Raw genomic sequence first — 16,937 nt, 5'->3', positions numbered from 1 at the left:
GCGCGGCGGCCAAGATAAAGGCTACTTCAGCAGCAGCATTTTGCGGGTGGCGGTGAAGGGACCGGCTTTGATTTGGCAGAAATAGAGACCGGTGGCATGATTCTGACCGTTCCAGGGGATGCTGTAAGATCCTGCCGCGCGGGTCTCATCGAGCAGTGTGCTCACAAGTTGACCGAGGGAGTTGTAAACCTTCAGTTCCACGCGGGCGGCTTGCGGAAGATCGAACCGGATTTCTGTGGTGGGATTGAAGGGATTAGGGTACACGCCCAACTGCGCGGATGCCGGAACATTTTGCTGCGCATGTACGGCATTAGGGCGGCTGGAAACATAAACCCCTGCACGGCCTGCGGCATAGGTTACGCCCAGACAGCGGTCAGCGGAGGTGTACACCAGATAAGCCTGTACCGTGTTGATGCTGTCAGGTTGCCAAGTGGCAAGGTCATCGGACACATGGAAGAAGCCCTGATCGGTGTTCGCCAGCAGGCCCTCCTCGGTATAAGCGATATTCATGATGTTCGTGACACCCGGCGGCAGGGGAGCCATCATCGTATCATCGGCGGCCTCGTCATAGCGGCCAATGTGCGTTCCCGCGGCGGCATAGACCCAGGGCTGCTGCGGATGGCTGGCGACGGCAAGAGGCAAAAATGTGCTGAAGGGTAACAGAGTACGGGTGGTGCTATCGGCGAGGTTGGTCTGATGGACCCCTGCCCCACCGATGAAGTAGAAGACATTCTCCAAGGTGCGTGACCAAGTCAGATTCGTGAAGAGTGCGGTCGCACCCTCTTCCTCGTAAATATTTGTCCAATCCTGACCGCTGTTGCGCGAGACATAAATCATGCTGCCAAAGTCTGTGCTGAAGTTTGAGCAGACACGCAGGGATGTATCATAGGGGCAAATGCTGTAATCCCGTTGTTGATAGTATCCTCCGCCGGGGGCCGAAAGGTGCACCCATGTGGTATCGGCAAGCCGCATGTACAATCCACCCCAAGTAACCGCGAATACATTAGGACCATAGTACGGAAAGCAGGTCAGCTTGAACACCGATTGCGTCGCGAGTCCCGCAAAGTGCCAAACGGTGTCCCCATCCGCACACGTATAGATGCCGTTGGATCCTGTTGCCCACACCGAACCATCCGCTGGGTTGATTGTGGCACTCGTGACAGATCCTGCCGGTTGCCCGAGGTTCCGCCACGGCCCGTCACACGCCAGTGTCCGTGTGCCGAAGATGCCGCACACAAGCATGATTCCGATCAGCAGTCCCATCACGGAGTCCCTCCCCGTTTATTTGACCAAGGTTATTTTGACCGCCGGGCTTTGCTCCCGGCCGTCTGTTGTGTTTGTGGCTTTCAGAAAATAGGTGCCGGAAGAAAGACCCGGCAGATCCAGCCAGATTGAGCCCGAACTCTGGACGCGCTGCGCATAGACCGCCTGCCCCAACACATCATACATCTGGAGCAGAGCAGGCCGGTCATAGGTGACCACAAAGCCGCCGTTGCTGGGATTCGGGTAGACAGCAAGCGCACGTATACCCAGAGTTGAGCGCTGCGGAGAGAGAATGTTGGGAGCACTGGCCTTATGAAGTCCGTCAAAGCCCAAGGCAAGGCATTGATCCGAGGAGGTGTAAAGGAGTATCCAGACACTGGTGTTGACCGTATCGTGAAGTGCCTCCCAAACCGTCAGGTCATCCGAAACATGGAAGAAACCATGTGAGGTGCTGACCAGCAAACCTTCCTCCGTGTAGGCCAAGCTAACGACAGACATAGCTTCGGGGGGCACCGGCACTTTCAGTGTATCGCCGGTGATTTCATCATATCGGCCAAGCGAGTCAAATCCTCCAGCGTAGATCCAAGGCTGTTGTGAATGATAGGCAAGACTGGGGGATGCGTTGAGCGACAACACCATGTTAACGGTGCTGTCCGCGATGCTCAGCCGCGCCAGCATATGTCCCTGCATAAAGTAGCTGACTTGCTCGTAAGTGCGGGACCACAGCGGTACCCCGAATCCTGGAGCCTCATAAAACACCGTCCAGCTTTGCCCGCTATTACGCGAGATCATCATTCGGCCTTCATTCATGTCGTCACGCAGTACTCGCAGCCACACCGATGTGTCGTGAGGGCAAATTGTGAACCCCCAATTCTGGAAGATTCCACCGCCGCTCGTAAGGGCAATCCACGTGGTATCAGCAATTCGCATGTATAGCCCGTTGTCGGTGGATGCAAACACATTTGGGCGGCAGTACGGATAGTAAGACAGCTTCCGCACCGCGCAATTTGCCAATCCCCCATACTGCCATGCGGTGTCCTCTTCCGAGCAGGTGTAGACCCCACCCGTGCCGGGAATGGACCACGCCGCCAAGGTCCCGATCAGAACTCGGCTCCGGTCCTCCGGGTCCGGCATAGCGTCCCCGAACGCCGACGCATCCCACCAAGGCCGCCCCAGAAACCGCCACGGACCTTCGCAAGCGCGAACCTCACCCAAGAAGAGGCCCAAAGCCATCAAGGCAAGCCAAATCAGAGTTTTCATAGCTATAGGTCTCCAAAGGCCAACAAAAAAGCGAACGTTCCGGATGCGGAATGAGTTCGCTTGGATTGTTGGATTTTGGCCACATTGCCTCCCATCCTGAGTTGCACGGCACGAAGATATGATCGGTTCAATATAGCCTATCCCGCTTGAATAGTCAAGACATTTGTTGCATTGGCAGGAAATGTTGATGTTGCGGTAGAGTTTTCAAGAGCCTGCATGACACTGACCGAGTGGCGGAAGGGTACAAAGCGGCGACACTGGGCCACTCCGGCTATGGAGGGCCTGCTAAAACGGGATTTGAGAACGCCCTTGCTATTCACGGACAAATGCTGTATTATATAAAGCTTATAGCGAAGCGGAGGGAGGCTCCGAAGGGTCGGATTTCACTAACCTAAATTCTTTTGATACAGACACTTCTTGAAGAGATTGAGACGCGGGTGGTCCGGGTGCAGGACTATGTGCTACAGCCGGAGTATTTGAACCGCTTCGCTCCCGAGGATATGCGGGAGGCTGTGACCTGTTATTTTGAGTCCGGCGGCAAGCGTTTGAGACCCGCCGTATTGCTGTTTTCCGTAGGCGCGGTAGGCGGCGACGAGAGCAAAGCCCTGTGCGCGGCGGCAGCTACCGAAATTTTCCATACGTGGACACTTGTTCACGATGATATTATCGACCGCGACCCGATCCGCCGTGGCGCTCCCACCGTGCACGAGCGGTTCCGCATCAAGCCTTCCACCCGCGCGCTCTATGACCACGACGAGGACGAAGCGCGGCACTACGGTGTCTCCGTGGCGGTGCTGGCAGGCGACGTGCAGCACGGCTGGGGCATCAGTCTGATGACCGAACTGACGTCCAAGTACGGGCTCGATCCGATGGTCACGCTAATGCTGATCAACACGCTGGACACGCGCGTGCTCTGCACCCTTGTGGACGGCGAAATGCTGGACGTGCAGTATTCGAGGATTCCCATCGAGCAGCTTACCGCCCAGCAGATCGAGCACATGCTCTGGAAGAAGACCGGCGCACTGTATGAATTTTGCGGCGAGGCGGGTGCGGCGATTGGGTTGAATATTCCCGATCTGAAACATCCGCTGCCTTTGGCGCTGGGACGGTTTTGCAGCGCCTGCGGCACCGCCTTTCAGTTGCAGGACGATATTCTGGGGATTGTCGGCAATGAAAAAATGCTCGGCAAACCCGTGGGCAGCGACATACGCGAAGGCAAGCGCACATTGATCGTGCAGCATGCCTTCACCAAGGCATCGCCGGCACAGAAGAAACTGCTGCTGGAGACGCTGGGCAATGCCCACGCCAGCGCGGAGCAGGTGGCGGACGTCAAGACCTTGTTTCACGATTTGGGCAGCCTGTCCCACACGGCGGAACTTGCGCGGCAGAGAGTGGACAAGGCGCTGACCTACCTGACGGATGTTCCTCCATCCTTCTACCGTGATCTTCTGGAAGACTGGGCGCGTCTTATGATCGAACGGGAGTTCTGATGCTCGAGGCGGTCTGGGTTGCACTGGCAGGCGCGTTTGTCTATTTGGACACCACCGCCGTTGCCCAGTTCATGATCTCCCAGCCGCTGATCGCCTGCCCGCTATGGGGTTTGCTGGTGGGCCGGCCCGAAGTAGGCCTGTTCTTTGGCGTCGCCTTTCAACTGATCTGGCTGGGCAGCCTGCCCATCGGCGCGGCGAAAATTCCCGAAGGCAATGTGGGCGCGCTGATTGCCACCGCGTTAGCCTGCCGCGTTCCTCCCACTCCGGAAGGAAATCCGGCGTGGATCACGCTGACCATTGCGGCGGTGGTGGGACTTCTGGTATCTCAGCTCGGCGCGCAAGTGACGCCGCTGGTGCGCACGGTTCTGATTCGCTATTCGGATTACGTGGTGCTGGCCGCGCAGGCCGGACGGCGCGCACGGTTCTCCCTGTTGTTTCTCGGCGCGATCGGCCTTCACCTGCTGGCGGGTTTTCTGCTGACACTGGCCGCGTTTCTCGGCGGCAAGTGGGTAATGGCGCTGTATCTCGGAAAGTTCTCGACCTTCGGTGTGAGCGCAGGGCTGATTGCGGAGACCGACCGGCTGCTTTCCGGACTGTGGCCGGGGCTGCTCGGCGCAGGCGTGGCGGTGATTGCCGCGCGGTTTGTGCATCGCCGCACCTTTGGCTGGTTTGCGGTGTCGGCGGTGATCGGCTTGGGAGTGAGCTGGCTATGGCTTTAGCGCGCGGTGAAGCCCGGCGGCTGGCGGTCCGCTCCCTGTTCCTGCAGGTGCTGCTCAACTATCACACCATGCAGGGCGGCGGCTATCTGTTTGCGCTCTGGCCGTGGCTGCGGCAGACCGGACAGAGCCCCCAGCGGGTAAAAGTTTCCGCGGACTATTTGAATGCGCATCCGGTTCTCGCCGCGTTTGCAGTGGGAGCGTTGCGCAGGCGGCTGGAAGAAGGCGATCTGGAAAAAGACCCGCAAGCCTTTGCCGAGTGGCAGACGGAACTCTGCGGACCGCTCGGGATGGTGGGCGATTCGCTGATCTGGGACCGCTGGAAGCCGCTGCTGTTTTCGCTGGCCGTGCTGGTGATGTTGTGTTTCCCCACGCTGCATGTGTGGATGGCGGTAGCGGCAAGCAGTCTGCTGCTCTACAATCTGCCGCTGTTCTATCTGCGGGTTTGGGGCGTGGAAGAAGGCTACCGGCTGGGCACCGATGTGCTGAGTGTGCTGAACCGTTCGGCCATTGCCCGCGCCCGCAGAGTGCTGGGCGTAACCGGCGCGGTGCTGGCGGGATTGCTGTTTGCCGTGGCCTTCGACCGCACACTTTCCGACTCCATGTTTTACTGCGGCCAGTTTCTGCTGGCGTTCAGCGTGGTGCTGCTGCTCACGCGCCGGCAGTGGCTCATTACCTGGTCTGTGTTGTTTGCGCTGCTGGCGGTGTTCCTGCTGCCGCAGTTTGTGCGGGCGCTGCACTGAGCAGTCCCTCCGCCTCCTACGAACCTCGATGTATTAATCCTATGATTTAGTCCCAGAATGCCGTGATCCAGAAAGAATTCGTCCTCCAAAACCGGTTGGGTCTGCATATCCGGCCCGCCGCGCTGTTTACCAAGATTGCTTCGAAATACAAGTCCGATGTGTTTTTGGTGCGCGACCGCATGCGGGTCAACGCCAAGAGCATCATGGGAGTGATGATGCTGGCCGCCGGTCAGGGAACCAAGCTTACCCTGGAGTGCATCGGCGAGGATGAAGAGGCGCTGGCAGCGGAACTGATGATCTTAATCGAGAATAAGTTTAATGAAGAATGAGACGGCCGAGATCGGCGCTCCTCCTCTGGCTCCGGCGCAGGAAATAATTCTGCGCGGCATTCCCGCATCGCCGGGAATCTCCATCGGTGGAGTGCATTTGCTGATTCCGGAATTGCCCACCGTCACGCCGCGCAAGATTGCGCCGGGCGAGGTCAGGGAAGAACTCGAGAAGTTCGAGCGCGCCCTGGAAGAGACGCGTGCCGCGATCGAACGTTCCCGCGACCGCGCGCTTGCGGTCGCCGGAATCGCCGTCAGCAAAATTTTCGACGCCCATCTGTTGATTCTCGAAGATATTTCTTTCCATGAGCAGGTGCGGTCGCGCGTCGCGCTCGAACAGTTTTCGGTCGATTATATCGTCAGCGACGTGCTCAACTATCACATCGACATGATGCAGAAGCAGCATGGCGAGACGTTCCGTGAGCGCGCCGCCGACATCCGCGACGTCAGCAACCGCCTGCTGCGTTTTCTGACCGGACAGGGAGACATCATCCCGCAGAGTTTTGATGCGCCGGTGGTTCTGGTGGCCGCGGATCTCTCCCCAACCGACACGCTGCACATCGACCGGGAGCATATTCACGGACTGGCGGCGGATCTCGGCGGGCTGACCTCGCACACCGCGATTCTGGCGCGCTCGCTGGATATTCCCGCGGTCGTGGGGCTGGGTAATTTGTCGCTGACCGTGAAGAACGGCGATCCGATTATTCTCAACGGCAACTCGGGCAAGGTGATTATTCATCCCTCCTCCGAGACCATTGAAGAGTATCAGGCGAAGCAGGAACGGTACTGGTCCTTCCAGTCGGTGCTGCAGAATCTCAAAGATCAGCCGGCCACGACCACGGACGATCACCATGTAAATCTGTGGGGCAACATCGAACTGCCGTTCGAGGCCGAATCGGTGCTGAACCACGGTGGCACAGGCATCGGATTGTTCCGCAGCGAATTTCTGTTTTTAACGCGCGACACGGTGCCCTCCGAAGCCGAGCAGGCGGATACTTATGACCGCGTAGCCGACATCATGGCGCCGCGCCCGGTGGTGATCCGCACGTTCGATCTGGGCGGGGACAAGCTGCACGGTTCGATCAATCTGCGGCAGGAGAAGAATCCGTTCCTCGGCTACCGTGCGATTCGCGTGTCGCTCTCGCGCCGCGATCTGTTCCGCGCCCAGCTTCGCGCCATTCTGCGGGCGTCCAAGCGCGGCAACGTGCGCATTATGTTTCCCTTCATCTCCGGCCTGGAAGAGTTGCGGGAAGCCAAAGCGGTGCTGCGGGAAGCCGCGATTGAACTCACCGCCGAGCGCATCCCCCACGATCCGCGCATTCAGGTGGGCATTATGGTGGAACTGCCGTCCGCCGTAGCCATGGCCGACCGTCTGGCCGAAGAATGTGATTTCTTTTCCATCGGCACCAACGACTTGATTCAGTATGCCGTTGCCGCCGACCGCGGGAATGAAATGGTCGCCAGCTATTACCGCAGTTTCCATCCGGCGGTGCTGCGGATGATTCAGACCACCGTCAAGGGCGCGCACCGCCATCGCAAGCCGGTGGCGATCTGCGGCGAACTGGGCGCGAATCCCGTCGCCACACCGCTGCTGGTGGGGCTGGACATCGACGAAATCTCCACCAACTCGACTTCGATTCTGGAGATTAAGAAGGTGGTGCGCACTCTGTCCTATGCCGACTGCAAAAAGATCGCCATCCGCGCGCTGAAATTCGCCACGGCTGCCGAAGTCACCAGTTACCTGACCGGCGAACTGAAATCACGATTGGCGGATTTGCCGATTTGGTTCTCATGACAAGGGCTAAGCCGCAGGCGTGACGCCTGCACCCGGGGCCGGCTTCGCCGGGGGACAGCGCGGAAGACCGCGCGGTCCCAAGACGTATCCCTAGCGGCGGCCTCTGGTCCGGCGAAGCCGAGATCTCGCCTTTGGCGGACCGTCAGCCTGGAGGGCAGCACGCACCGGGAATCCGGCACGACGGAGCGTGGCGCCTAGTGATTGCCTGCAGACCCCCATCCCCCCGGCCCCCCCGCCTTCGTCGAGGTCTAAGGACTTTCCCCATGAAATAGGGAAAGGGGGAGCAGAAGAGCCAAGCATCATCCTGCTGTGGCCGGGCATGCACCCCCATCCCAGCCTTCCCCCACTAAAGTAGGGGAAGGAGAAAGACCATGATGCAGGCCGCGGTGCGGGGAGGAATCAGAAATGCGGCTCGCGTGCTTTCTGTCGAACCATCAACTTTTCGAAATGGAGATTCGATGGCTCTCAAAATAAATCTCTCGGAAGACCGCCTGGCCACGCTTGACAAGAGCGGCATGCTGGGCAAGACACTTGAACTTCCGCAACAGATTCTCGCCGGACTGGATCTGGGGCGGGATTTTGTGCGCGCCCATAGGCTGTGCAAGCCTGAGGCCCTTGACTGGTTCGGGCTGGGTGGCAGCGCAGTGGCGGCAGACCTGCTGCAAGGGTTCGGTCTGGAGCCGCCGGTTCTTCCCCTGCGGATTGCCGTGCAGCGTTACCCGCGCGAGTCTGCGGACATGCGGCTGGTGAGCAGCTACTCGGGAAATACCGTGGAGAGCGTGCATGCCTTTGAAGCGACGCCGCCGTCCCGGATCTGGTTTACGATGAGCAGCGGCGGACGCTTGCAGGAACTGTCGCAGAAAGCCGGCGTAGCCCATCTAAAGCTGCCCGGCGGTTACCCTCCGCGCGCGGCCGTGGGCTTCGGTTTGGGCGCCATGATCGCAATCTTCGACGCGCTCTATGGGTTTCAGGTGGCACCGAAATGCCGTGCCATCTGCGAGACGTTGAGCCGTGTTGCCGAAGAGTACCGGGTACTGAGTCTGGAAAGTAATCCCGCTCTGGCGCTGGCAGCCAAATTGATCGACAAGGTTCCGGTCATCTACACCGTAGACGGGCTGGGCATGCCCGCGCAGGCGTTCCGTTTCCGCGCGCAGCTCTCCGAAAACAGCAAGGTCTGGTCACACGCATCTCCCCTGCCGGAGATGGCGCACAATGAAGTTGAAGCCTTTGAATTCCTCGGCCAGGTGCTCCCGCCGCCGCTGGTGATCTTCCTCGGCGAATGGTACTTCGGGAAAACCTTCACCGACCCCCGGCTGGGCATGAAGAGCCTGCTGGATTCCTACCGCATTTCGCACCTCACACTGGATCCCGCCGAACTATGGGGGCGGGAAATGTCGCGTCTGGAAACCGGTTTGCGCATGTTGCTGCTGCTGGATGCGGCCACGGTTTACCTTGCCGTCCTGCGGGCGCAGGACCCTATGGACATTCCTATCATCACCAAGCTCAAGAATTACCAGCCGGTCGCCTGAATCGCACCAGGATTTTACCTGCGTTGGCGTCATCGGCACCGGATTATCCCTCTTCTTCCGAGTAACACCACCACCCCGTGAAAGCAATCATCCCAGTCGCCGGACTCGGTTCACGTCTTCGGCCCCATACCTTCACCAAGCCGAAAGTCCTGTTGAACGTCGCCGGAAAGCCGATTCTCGGCCATATTCTCGACACACTGGCCGATTCCGGTGTGACGAAGGTCAGCCTGGTCGTCGGGCAGATGGGCGACCTGATTGAGACCTACGTGCGGCAGAATCATGCGTTGCCCGCCGAATTTGCCGTGCAGGCGGAGCCGCGCGGTCTGGCTGACGCCGTCTCCCTCGGACTCGACGAGCAGGACGAAGAAGTGCTGGTCATCCTCGGCGACACGATCTTCGAGACCGATCTGAAGGGGATGATTGCCAACGAAAAAACGACCAGTCTCGGCGTCAAGACCGTGCTGGACGCGCGCCGTTTCGGCGTGGTGGAACTCACTCCCGAAGGCCGCGTGGAGCGCCTCGTGGAAAAGCCCGAGTATCCGAAATCCAATCTGGTGCTGGTCGGTATCTACCTGATTCGCAACGCTCCGCTGCTGCGACAGAGTATCAACACGCTGTTCGAACGCCAGCTTACCACTCGCGGGGAGTACCAGCTTACGGACGCGTTGCAGTTGATGATCGAACAGGGCGAGCAGGTTTCCACCTTCCCGGTCAGCGAGTGGTTCGACTGCGGCAAGCCGGAGACGCTGCTGGCGACCAACCGCCACCTGCTGGATCGAGAGCACAACGGCGCTTCGGGCGAGCACCCGGGCGCGCTGATTGTCCCGCCGGTCTACATTCACCCCTCCGCCGTCCTCGATAACGCCATCATCGGCCCGTATGCCACCATCGGCCACGGCGCGGTTGTGCGCGACGCCATGGTGCGGGACAGCATCTTAGGAGAAGGCGCGCACGTCGAAAGCGCGCTGGTCTCGGGATCGCTCGTCGGCAACAATTCCACCATTACCGGCTATTTTCAACGCTACAACCTCGGCGATTCCAGCGAAATTGAATCCGGCCCGGATTTGGCGGGAGAGTAAGGCGCAGATGCCGTCCTACGCTTCGCCGCGGCATGCGTCTTGGGATTTTGCATGCCCGGCTAAGGCAGGATGGTGCCCGGCTCTTCAAATCTTCAAACATATGGCCAAGCGGGGCAGGGCAATACCCAAGAGCCCTGCCGCCGCGAAGGTTACGGCTGCCGCGAAGGGTACGGTCTTTGGCCCTTCCCCTTTGGGAAAAAGGGAAATTGGAATTTTTTACTGAATCACCATACAATAACGGACTGCGCTCTGAGCGGGCGAAGAGAGCGCAGCCTTCCGCAATTCGCCCATGAAAGAGGACTATGAGCAGTTTTGTTTTTTCGAGTGAATCCGTGACGGAAGGCCATCCCGACAAGATCGCCGACCAGATCTCGGATGCGATGCTCGATGCTGTGCTCAAGGACGATCCGACAGGTCGCGTCGCCTGCGAGACGTTTGTCACTACCGGTTTGGCCATGGTCGGCGGCGAAATCACCACCACCACCTACGTCGACGTCCCGGCGCTGGTGCGCGGCGTCATCAAGAGCATCGGCTACACCGATGCCGCCTACGGGTTCGACTGCGACACGTGCGCCGTCGTTACCACCATCGACCGCCAGAGTCCGGATATCGCCATGGGCGTGGACCGGGACGGCGCGGGCGATCAGGGTATGATGTTCGGCTATGCGTCCACGGAAACCGAAGAGATGATGCCGCTGCCCATCGTACTGGCGCACCGGCTCACCCGCCGCCTTTCCGACGTGCGCAAGTCCGGCGCCCTGAGCTGGCTGCGGCCCGACGGCAAGTCCCAGGTGTCCGTGCGCTATGAGAATGGCAAGCCGGTTGCGGTGGAAACCATCGTGGTGTCCTGCCAGCACGACGAGCGCATTACGCACAAGGAAATCACCGAAGAGATCAAGCGCGAAGTCATCTTCAAGACGATCCCGCGCGAGATGATTAAGGACGACTGCCAGATTTACGTCAATCCCACGGGGCGGTTCGTAATCGGCGGTCCGCAGGGCGATGCCGGCCTGACCGGCCGCAAGATTATCGTGGATACCTACGGCGGCTGGGTGCCTCACGGCGGCGGCGCGTTTTCCGGCAAGGATCCCACGAAGGTGGATCGCAGCGGCGCCTATGCCGCCCGCTGGGTGGCGAAGAACATCGTCGCCGCGGGTCTGGCGGAGAAGTGCACCATTCAGCTCGCCTACGCCATTGGCGTGGCCGAACCGGTTTCGGTGATGGTGGACACTCACGGCACCGGCAAACGGGAGAGTCAGGAACTGGTGGCGCTGGTGCGCAAGAAGTTCGATCTGACCCCCAAGGGTATTATTCGCGACCTCGATTTGCGCCGTCCTATCTACCGGGATACGGCCAGCTATGGCCATTTCGGGCGCAGCGGCGACGGCTTCACCTGGGAAAAAACCAACCGCGCGGGAGATCTGGCATGAGCGTGACCAAAACCGCATCGAAGAAGACTGCTGTAAGCAACAAGTCCAACGGCAAGTCCCCCATCCCCACCGGGCAGACGTACCACGTCCGCGACCTCGGTCTGGCTCCGCAGGGCAAGAGCCGTATTATGTGGGCTGACCACGATATGCCTGTGCTGGCCGAAATCCGCGCGCGTTTCGAAAAGGAAAAGCCGCTGAAGGGCATGCGCATGGCTGCCTGTCTGCACGTCACCGCCGAGACCGCCAATTTGGCGCGGACTCTGAAGGCCGGCGGTGCGGAACTGGTGCTTGTGGCATCCAACCCGCTCTCCACGCAAGATGATGTGGCGGCCTCGCTGGTGCAAGATTACGGCATCCGCGTGTACGCCATCAAGGGTGAAGATCGCGACACCTATTATGCCCACCTCGACGCCGCGATGCGTTTCCTGCCGTCGATCACGATGGATGACGGCGCCGATCTGGTACACGGTTTGCACACGACCCATAAAGAGTTTGCTAAAGGGATTGTGGCATCCCTTGAGGAAACAACGACCGGCGTGGTTCGCCTGCGCGCGCTGGAAAAGCAGGGCGAGCTGATGTTGCCGGTTTTTGCCGTCAACGACGCCGAAACCAAGCACCTTTTTGACAATCGCTACGGAACGGGCCAATCCACGCTGGACGGCATCATCCGCGCGACGGACGTCCTCATTGCCGGACGCACGGTGGTGGTGGCCGGTTACGGCATGTGCGGCAAGGGTTTCTCGATGCGGGCCAAGGGCCACGGCGCCGACGTCATCGTCACCGAAGTCAATCCGGTTCGCGCTCTTGAGGCGAAGATGGACGGCTTCCGCGTGATGCCCATGGCGCAGGCCGCTCTCATCGGAGACATCTTCTGCACGGTCACCGGTGACATTCACGTCATCCGTCCGGAGCATTTTTCCAAGATGAAGGATCAGGCGCTGGTTTGCAACAGCGGCCACTTCGACGTCGAGCTGGATCTGGAAGGACTCGGCAAGATTGCGAAGAAGGTTGAAAAGAATGTCGTACCGTTCGTAGATCGTTACACGCTGCCGTCGGGAAACCGCATCATGGTGATTGCTGAAGGTCGCCTGGTGAATCTCGGCGCGGCGCACGGACATCCCGCTTCGGTCATGGACATGAGCTTTGCCACCCAGGCCCTGACCTCCGAGTATGCTGTGAAAAACGCCAAAAAACTGACGGTAGCGGTGCACAGCGTGCCTACGAAGATCGAAGACTATATCGCTACCATGAAATTGGCCACAATGGGCTGCAAGATCGATAAGCTGACTGCCGAACAAAAGGCTTATCTCTCTTCCTGGACAATCGGAACCTAAAGGATTCTAATGAAAGAGACGGTTAAGAAGCTGAAGGTCCCACGCACGAGGCGGTTTATTCACGTCTTTTGCTTCTGCGTATTTCTTGGGCTGGCAGCGGGCGGATGCTCGCTCCCCCAAGCTCCCGGAGATTTGAGTTGGGACACTCATCTCGTCGTACCTCTGGGTGTTCGCACCTATGGACTGACTGAACTGGTCATGTCGGATTCGGCCTTGCAGGATAGTGGATCGGGCATCGGTCAGGACAGCACCGGCCAGCTCTATTTTTCGGCATTCACCAAGGTCAATGTACCGCTGCATGATTCGCTGACCGTGCAAGGCCTGACGGTCACCCCCTTCCCGAAGCCGGCCGGGCTCTCCTCAGCGTCAGCCGTTGCCACTCTGCCGACTCAGCACACGGTCACCGATGCGGTCGTCAATGACGGCACCTTGACCCTGTCGCTGCGCAGCACGTCGGGCGCCAGCGGCGGCCCGGTGCGTGTCACCATCCGTAACCTGACGAGCAACTCCGGCGATACCCTGCACGTGACGGTGAACACCGTGACCACCGTGCAACGCGACACGGTGATCAGTCTGCACAACTATCACATGAAGCCGGACGCAGGGACGATTACGATCAGCGTCAGCGCGCCGTTGAACGACGCTCTGGAGATCGGCGCCCGGCTCAGTGCCATGCACTTTATCTCCTTCTCCGGCAGAATCAACAATCTGCATCTGCCGACGGTGTCTTCAACTACCGATGTCGAGCAACTGCCGCAGGGCTGGAACGCCGTACACCCCACGACCGTGGACGCCTACATTCATATGAAGGGCAACCCCACGTTTTACCATGCGACCACGGACCTGAATGTACTGATGCACGCGCAACCGCCTACCGGCAACGGCGTGAATCACACGATTGTCCGCAGCAACGTGCCGCTGGCGGGCGATACCACCTTTGTGGTTACCGGTCTGGCCGACATGATCCAGATCTACCCGGAAACCGTATCGGCCACCGCCACGATGACCATGAACGGCGATGTCCTTCAGGTCTCCGGCAGTGACACGATCAATCTGAACATCGAGATGCGCTCGCCGCTGAGTTTCACGCTGAGCACGATGCATGCGACGGGCGACGACCAGATTGATACCGTGAAGATCGACGGCGCAAAGGACATCGAACAGGAAGGCGCGATGGCGATTATCCGCGTCTGGAATCATCTGCCGGTGGGTGGCCGCGTCTATCTGGTGGCCGATTCCATCCGCAACAATGTGCTGTCGACGTCCCACGCGAACGTGGACACGGTCATCGATATGATCATTCCCATTCCGCAGCTTGACGCCAATGGCAACGCCATTTCGGAAGTCATGACGGTGGATACCTTGATGCTGGACAGCACGACGATCACACTGTTGAAAGCCGGCGAACTCTACACGCGTACTGACCTCGCGTTGACCAGTTCGGATGGCGCGACACGCGTCGCCAACGCCAGCGATTACGTAAAGGTCCAGATTATCGCCGACCTCAAGCGCAACGTCAGCACGAAGGGGAACGACTAATGAGAACTCTACTTCTATTGGTCGCCATCCTCGTCGTGGCTCTGGCCGCTTTCGGTCAGGCTCTGGATCCGCAATCGGTCAGCCGCGCAGGCGTGCATGATCTGTTCGACAAGAGCGATGCGCTGAATTTCAATCCGGCGATTCTTGGTCCCGACCGCGGCTATACCGCCACGTGGGAACTCCCCTCGCTGGGCCTCGGCATCGCCAACAACTCGTTCAGCGTCGGTTACTGGAACAAGCACTTCGCCGGTGACCACAACTACAAAGCCTCGGAAATCCGCAGCATTCTCGATCAGATTCCCGGTTCGGGAATTCGCGGCGATATGCAGATGGCCCTCCCGGTGCTCGGGTTCGGCTTCAAGCATTTCGGCGCGCGCATTGCCATGCAGTCCGCCGGCACGATGAATCTGCCGAAGGATCTGGCGGTGCTGGCCCTCACCGGCAATGACGTCAACCGCATGTACAACTTCGGAACGCTGGAAGGAACGGGCCAGGCCGTGGTAGATTACGGCGCAGGTTTCGCCTACCGCTTCGATCAGGAAAAGATTCCCGATCTGTACTTCGGCGCGGGCTTCCATTTCTATCAGGGCGTGGCACTGGCCAAGTCCGAACAGGTCTCCGGAAGTTTCAAGGTCAACATGACCGATACCACCGCCTCGCTCGTAGGCGGCGGCGTGTTCCACTCCGTGACGTCCACCCGTGGCGACGGCGTGGGCTTCGATCTCGGCGCCATGGCCGTGCTGAATGACAAGTGGGAAGTCGGCCTTTCCGCCCAGCAGATCGGCGCCCGCATCACGTGGGATGTGAAAGAAAACAAGTTCGTGTCCGGTTTCGTTGACAGCTCCGGCATTCAGCTTGGCAGCAAGGTGAACATGGACAGCACGTTCCACAAAGTGGACACGACCTATGGCGGCGGCACGGTGGAAACCCAGTTGCCCGTCGTGTTGCAGGCCAACGGACGGTACAAGCTTAGCCCCAAGGCCAATCTGCTCGGTGACATCGCTGTCCGCACCTCCACCACCGTTCAGGGCCGCAGCGGCCTGGAAGTGGGCGTGGCCGGTCAGTACTTCCCGGTAAGATGGTGGGTGGTGCAGGGTGGTATCAGTGTCGGCGGTCTCTGGGGCTCGCGCTTCGGAGCCGGCACCGGCTTCCACTTCAAACACTACCTTCTCGACCTCGGCGGCTCCTGGGCCGGTGGCGCCTTCAACGGCGCCCGCGGCGTTGGCTTCGCTTTCTCGCAGAGACTGCTCTTCTAAGCAATCTCGCTATTCCGAAAAACAGGACAGGCGAACCGCAAGGTTCGCCTGTTCTCATATATGCATCAGACGGATTTTCGCTTTTTGCCTTTTCTACTTCGGCACTCTCCAGATCAGCCCTAAGCCGAGGAGGCCAAAGGCGATATTTCCCGCCCATGCCGCCATCAGCGGATGAATCGTGCCGTTGTAGCCGAGGATCTTGCCGATCTGCATGAAACCGAAATAGACAAAACACACCAGCAGCGAAAGTCCGAATCCCAGCACCAGCCCGCCCCGCCGCCGGAACGCCGCGAAAGGCACGCCGAACAACACGATGATCACCGTAGCAAAGGGCTGCGACAGCTTGAAGGCCAGATCCACCACCCACTTCCCTGCCTTCACACCGCTGATTTCCAGCCGCCCGACCATCGCCTTCAGATCTTTGTAGTTCATCTCTTCAGGCTCGATAGTCACCTGCGACAGGTCCATCGGCGTGATGTGCAGATCGGCCCGCACTAGGGAATCCTTATGGGCAACGGCCAGAGCCTGACCGCCAAAATCGTGCGTGAACACGTTGTACAGCACCCACGATTTGCCGTTGTAGTGGATGCGGTCCGCATTGATCCGGCGCAGCACACGGTCGTTTTCGAACTGGTGCATGGTGACATGATCACCCGTCTGCGTCTGCGGATCGTAGCCTTCCATCTTCAGGTACTCGCTGGGGCTGACCTGAATGAACAGCTTGCCCTGCCGTGTCGACGCCGAACTCTGCTGCTTCTTCACGCGCACACGGTACATGTCGTTGCGTTCGTGATTGGCCGCCGGCACCACACTCTCCCCAAAGGCCAGCATCCCCCCGCTGAGCGGCACAGCCACCAGCAAAAACAGACCCAGCACCCGCCACAGGCTGTAGCCCGCCGACTGCATGGCGGTCAGCTCATTGCGGTAGACCAGTCCGCCGATGCTGAACAGCGTGGCCAGCAATACGGAGACCGGCAGAGTCAGATACGTGATATAGGGCAGATACAGGTAATAGTAATACGCAATTTCGTAGTACTTCACCTTCGCATCGATAAACTTGTCCAGATTCTCCGTGCTGTCTACGGTAACAAAAATAATCACGCTGGCGAGCAGCGCGAAAAAGAAGTACTCGAAAAACCGCCGGAGAATGTATCGGTCAAGCTGCTTCATTCAAATA

The 16,937-nt window shown here is 59.3% G+C and carries 14 protein-coding genes; 11 read left to right on the top strand and 3 right to left on the bottom strand.

Annotation, left to right across the window (positions count from 1 at the left end; genetic code table 11):
* Nucleotides 1–21 precede the first annotated feature (21 nt).
* Nucleotides 22–1,263: a T9SS type A sorting domain-containing protein gene (locus VGL38_10370; GenBank protein ID HEY3295833.1), complete on the bottom strand. Its 1,242-nt coding sequence runs from the start codon at nucleotides 1,261–1,263 to the stop codon at nucleotides 22–24.
* An 18-nt stretch (nucleotides 1,264–1,281) separates the two neighbouring features.
* Nucleotides 1,282–2,523: a T9SS type A sorting domain-containing protein gene (locus tag VGL38_10365; GenBank protein ID HEY3295832.1), complete on the bottom strand. Its 1,242-nt coding sequence runs from the start codon at nucleotides 2,521–2,523 to the stop codon at nucleotides 1,282–1,284.
* A 401-nt stretch (nucleotides 2,524–2,924) separates the two neighbouring features.
* Here VGL38_10365 and VGL38_10360 point away from each other — a divergent pair, with 401 nt between their 5' ends.
* The 11 genes from VGL38_10360 to VGL38_10310 all read left to right on the top strand — a co-directional run bounded on the left by VGL38_10360 (nucleotide 2,925) and on the right by VGL38_10310 (nucleotide 15,760).
* Nucleotides 2,925–4,013 (top strand): polyprenyl synthetase family protein, encoded by a 1,089-nt coding sequence (locus VGL38_10360; protein ID HEY3295831.1) that lies wholly within the window; start codon nucleotides 2,925–2,927, stop codon nucleotides 4,011–4,013.
* Entirely contained in the window at nucleotides 4,013–4,732 is a 720-nt protein-coding gene (locus tag VGL38_10355; GenBank protein HEY3295830.1) for a PTS sugar transporter subunit IIC, read from the top strand. Before VGL38_10360 ends, VGL38_10355 begins: the two co-directional genes overlap by 1 nt.
* Nucleotides 4,723–5,472, top strand: a complete 750-nt coding sequence (locus VGL38_10350) for a PTS system mannose/fructose/sorbose family transporter subunit IID (protein ID HEY3295829.1) — start codon at nucleotides 4,723–4,725, stop codon at nucleotides 5,470–5,472. The genes VGL38_10355 and VGL38_10350 overlap by 10 nt, the downstream gene beginning before the upstream one ends.
* A 62-nt stretch (nucleotides 5,473–5,534) precedes the next feature.
* Nucleotides 5,535–5,801 (top strand): HPr family phosphocarrier protein, encoded by a 267-nt coding sequence (locus VGL38_10345; GenBank protein ID HEY3295828.1) that lies wholly within the window; start codon nucleotides 5,535–5,537, stop codon nucleotides 5,799–5,801.
* Nucleotides 5,791–7,593: a phosphoenolpyruvate--protein phosphotransferase gene (ptsP, locus tag VGL38_10340; protein HEY3295827.1), complete on the top strand. Its 1,803-nt coding sequence runs from the start codon at nucleotides 5,791–5,793 to the stop codon at nucleotides 7,591–7,593. Before VGL38_10345 ends, ptsP begins: the two co-directional genes overlap by 11 nt.
* A gap of 458 nt (nucleotides 7,594–8,051) precedes the next feature.
* A complete protein-coding gene (locus VGL38_10335) occupies nucleotides 8,052–9,122 on the top strand; it encodes an SIS domain-containing protein (protein ID HEY3295826.1) in 1,071 nt (356 codons plus the stop codon).
* A gap of 77 nt (nucleotides 9,123–9,199) precedes the next feature.
* Nucleotides 9,200–10,201: a sugar phosphate nucleotidyltransferase gene (locus VGL38_10330; protein ID HEY3295825.1), complete on the top strand. Its 1,002-nt coding sequence runs from the start codon at nucleotides 9,200–9,202 to the stop codon at nucleotides 10,199–10,201.
* A gap of 302 nt (nucleotides 10,202–10,503) precedes the next feature.
* The gene (gene metK, locus VGL38_10325; protein ID HEY3295824.1) at nucleotides 10,504–11,631 is read left to right on the top strand and encodes a methionine adenosyltransferase; all 1,128 of its coding nucleotides are present in this window, start codon (nucleotides 10,504–10,506) and stop codon (nucleotides 11,629–11,631) included.
* Nucleotides 11,628–12,965 (top strand): adenosylhomocysteinase, encoded by a 1,338-nt coding sequence (gene ahcY / locus VGL38_10320; protein ID HEY3295823.1) that lies wholly within the window; start codon nucleotides 11,628–11,630, stop codon nucleotides 12,963–12,965. Before metK ends, ahcY begins: the two co-directional genes overlap by 4 nt.
* A 9-nt stretch (nucleotides 12,966–12,974) precedes the next feature.
* A complete protein-coding gene (locus VGL38_10315) occupies nucleotides 12,975–14,504 on the top strand; it encodes a hypothetical protein (GenBank protein HEY3295822.1) in 1,530 nt (509 codons plus the stop codon).
* The gene (locus VGL38_10310; GenBank protein ID HEY3295821.1) at nucleotides 14,504–15,760 is read left to right on the top strand and encodes a DUF5723 family protein; all 1,257 of its coding nucleotides are present in this window, start codon (nucleotides 14,504–14,506) and stop codon (nucleotides 15,758–15,760) included. Before VGL38_10315 ends, VGL38_10310 begins: the two co-directional genes overlap by 1 nt.
* A 93-nt stretch (nucleotides 15,761–15,853) precedes the next feature.
* Here the strand turns inward: VGL38_10310 and lptG are convergent, their stop codons facing one another.
* Nucleotides 15,854–16,930, bottom strand: a complete 1,077-nt coding sequence (gene lptG / locus VGL38_10305) for an LPS export ABC transporter permease LptG (GenBank protein ID HEY3295820.1) — start codon at nucleotides 16,928–16,930, stop codon at nucleotides 15,854–15,856.
* Nucleotides 16,931–16,937 lie beyond the last annotated feature (7 nt).

The organism is bacterium, from assembly GCA_036504735.1.
Classification (GTDB): domain Bacteria; phylum Electryoneota; class RPQS01; order RPQS01; family RPQS01; genus DASXUQ01.
Note: the sequence above shows the minus strand (reverse complement) of the source record. Positions and strands in the feature narration are given on the sequence as shown.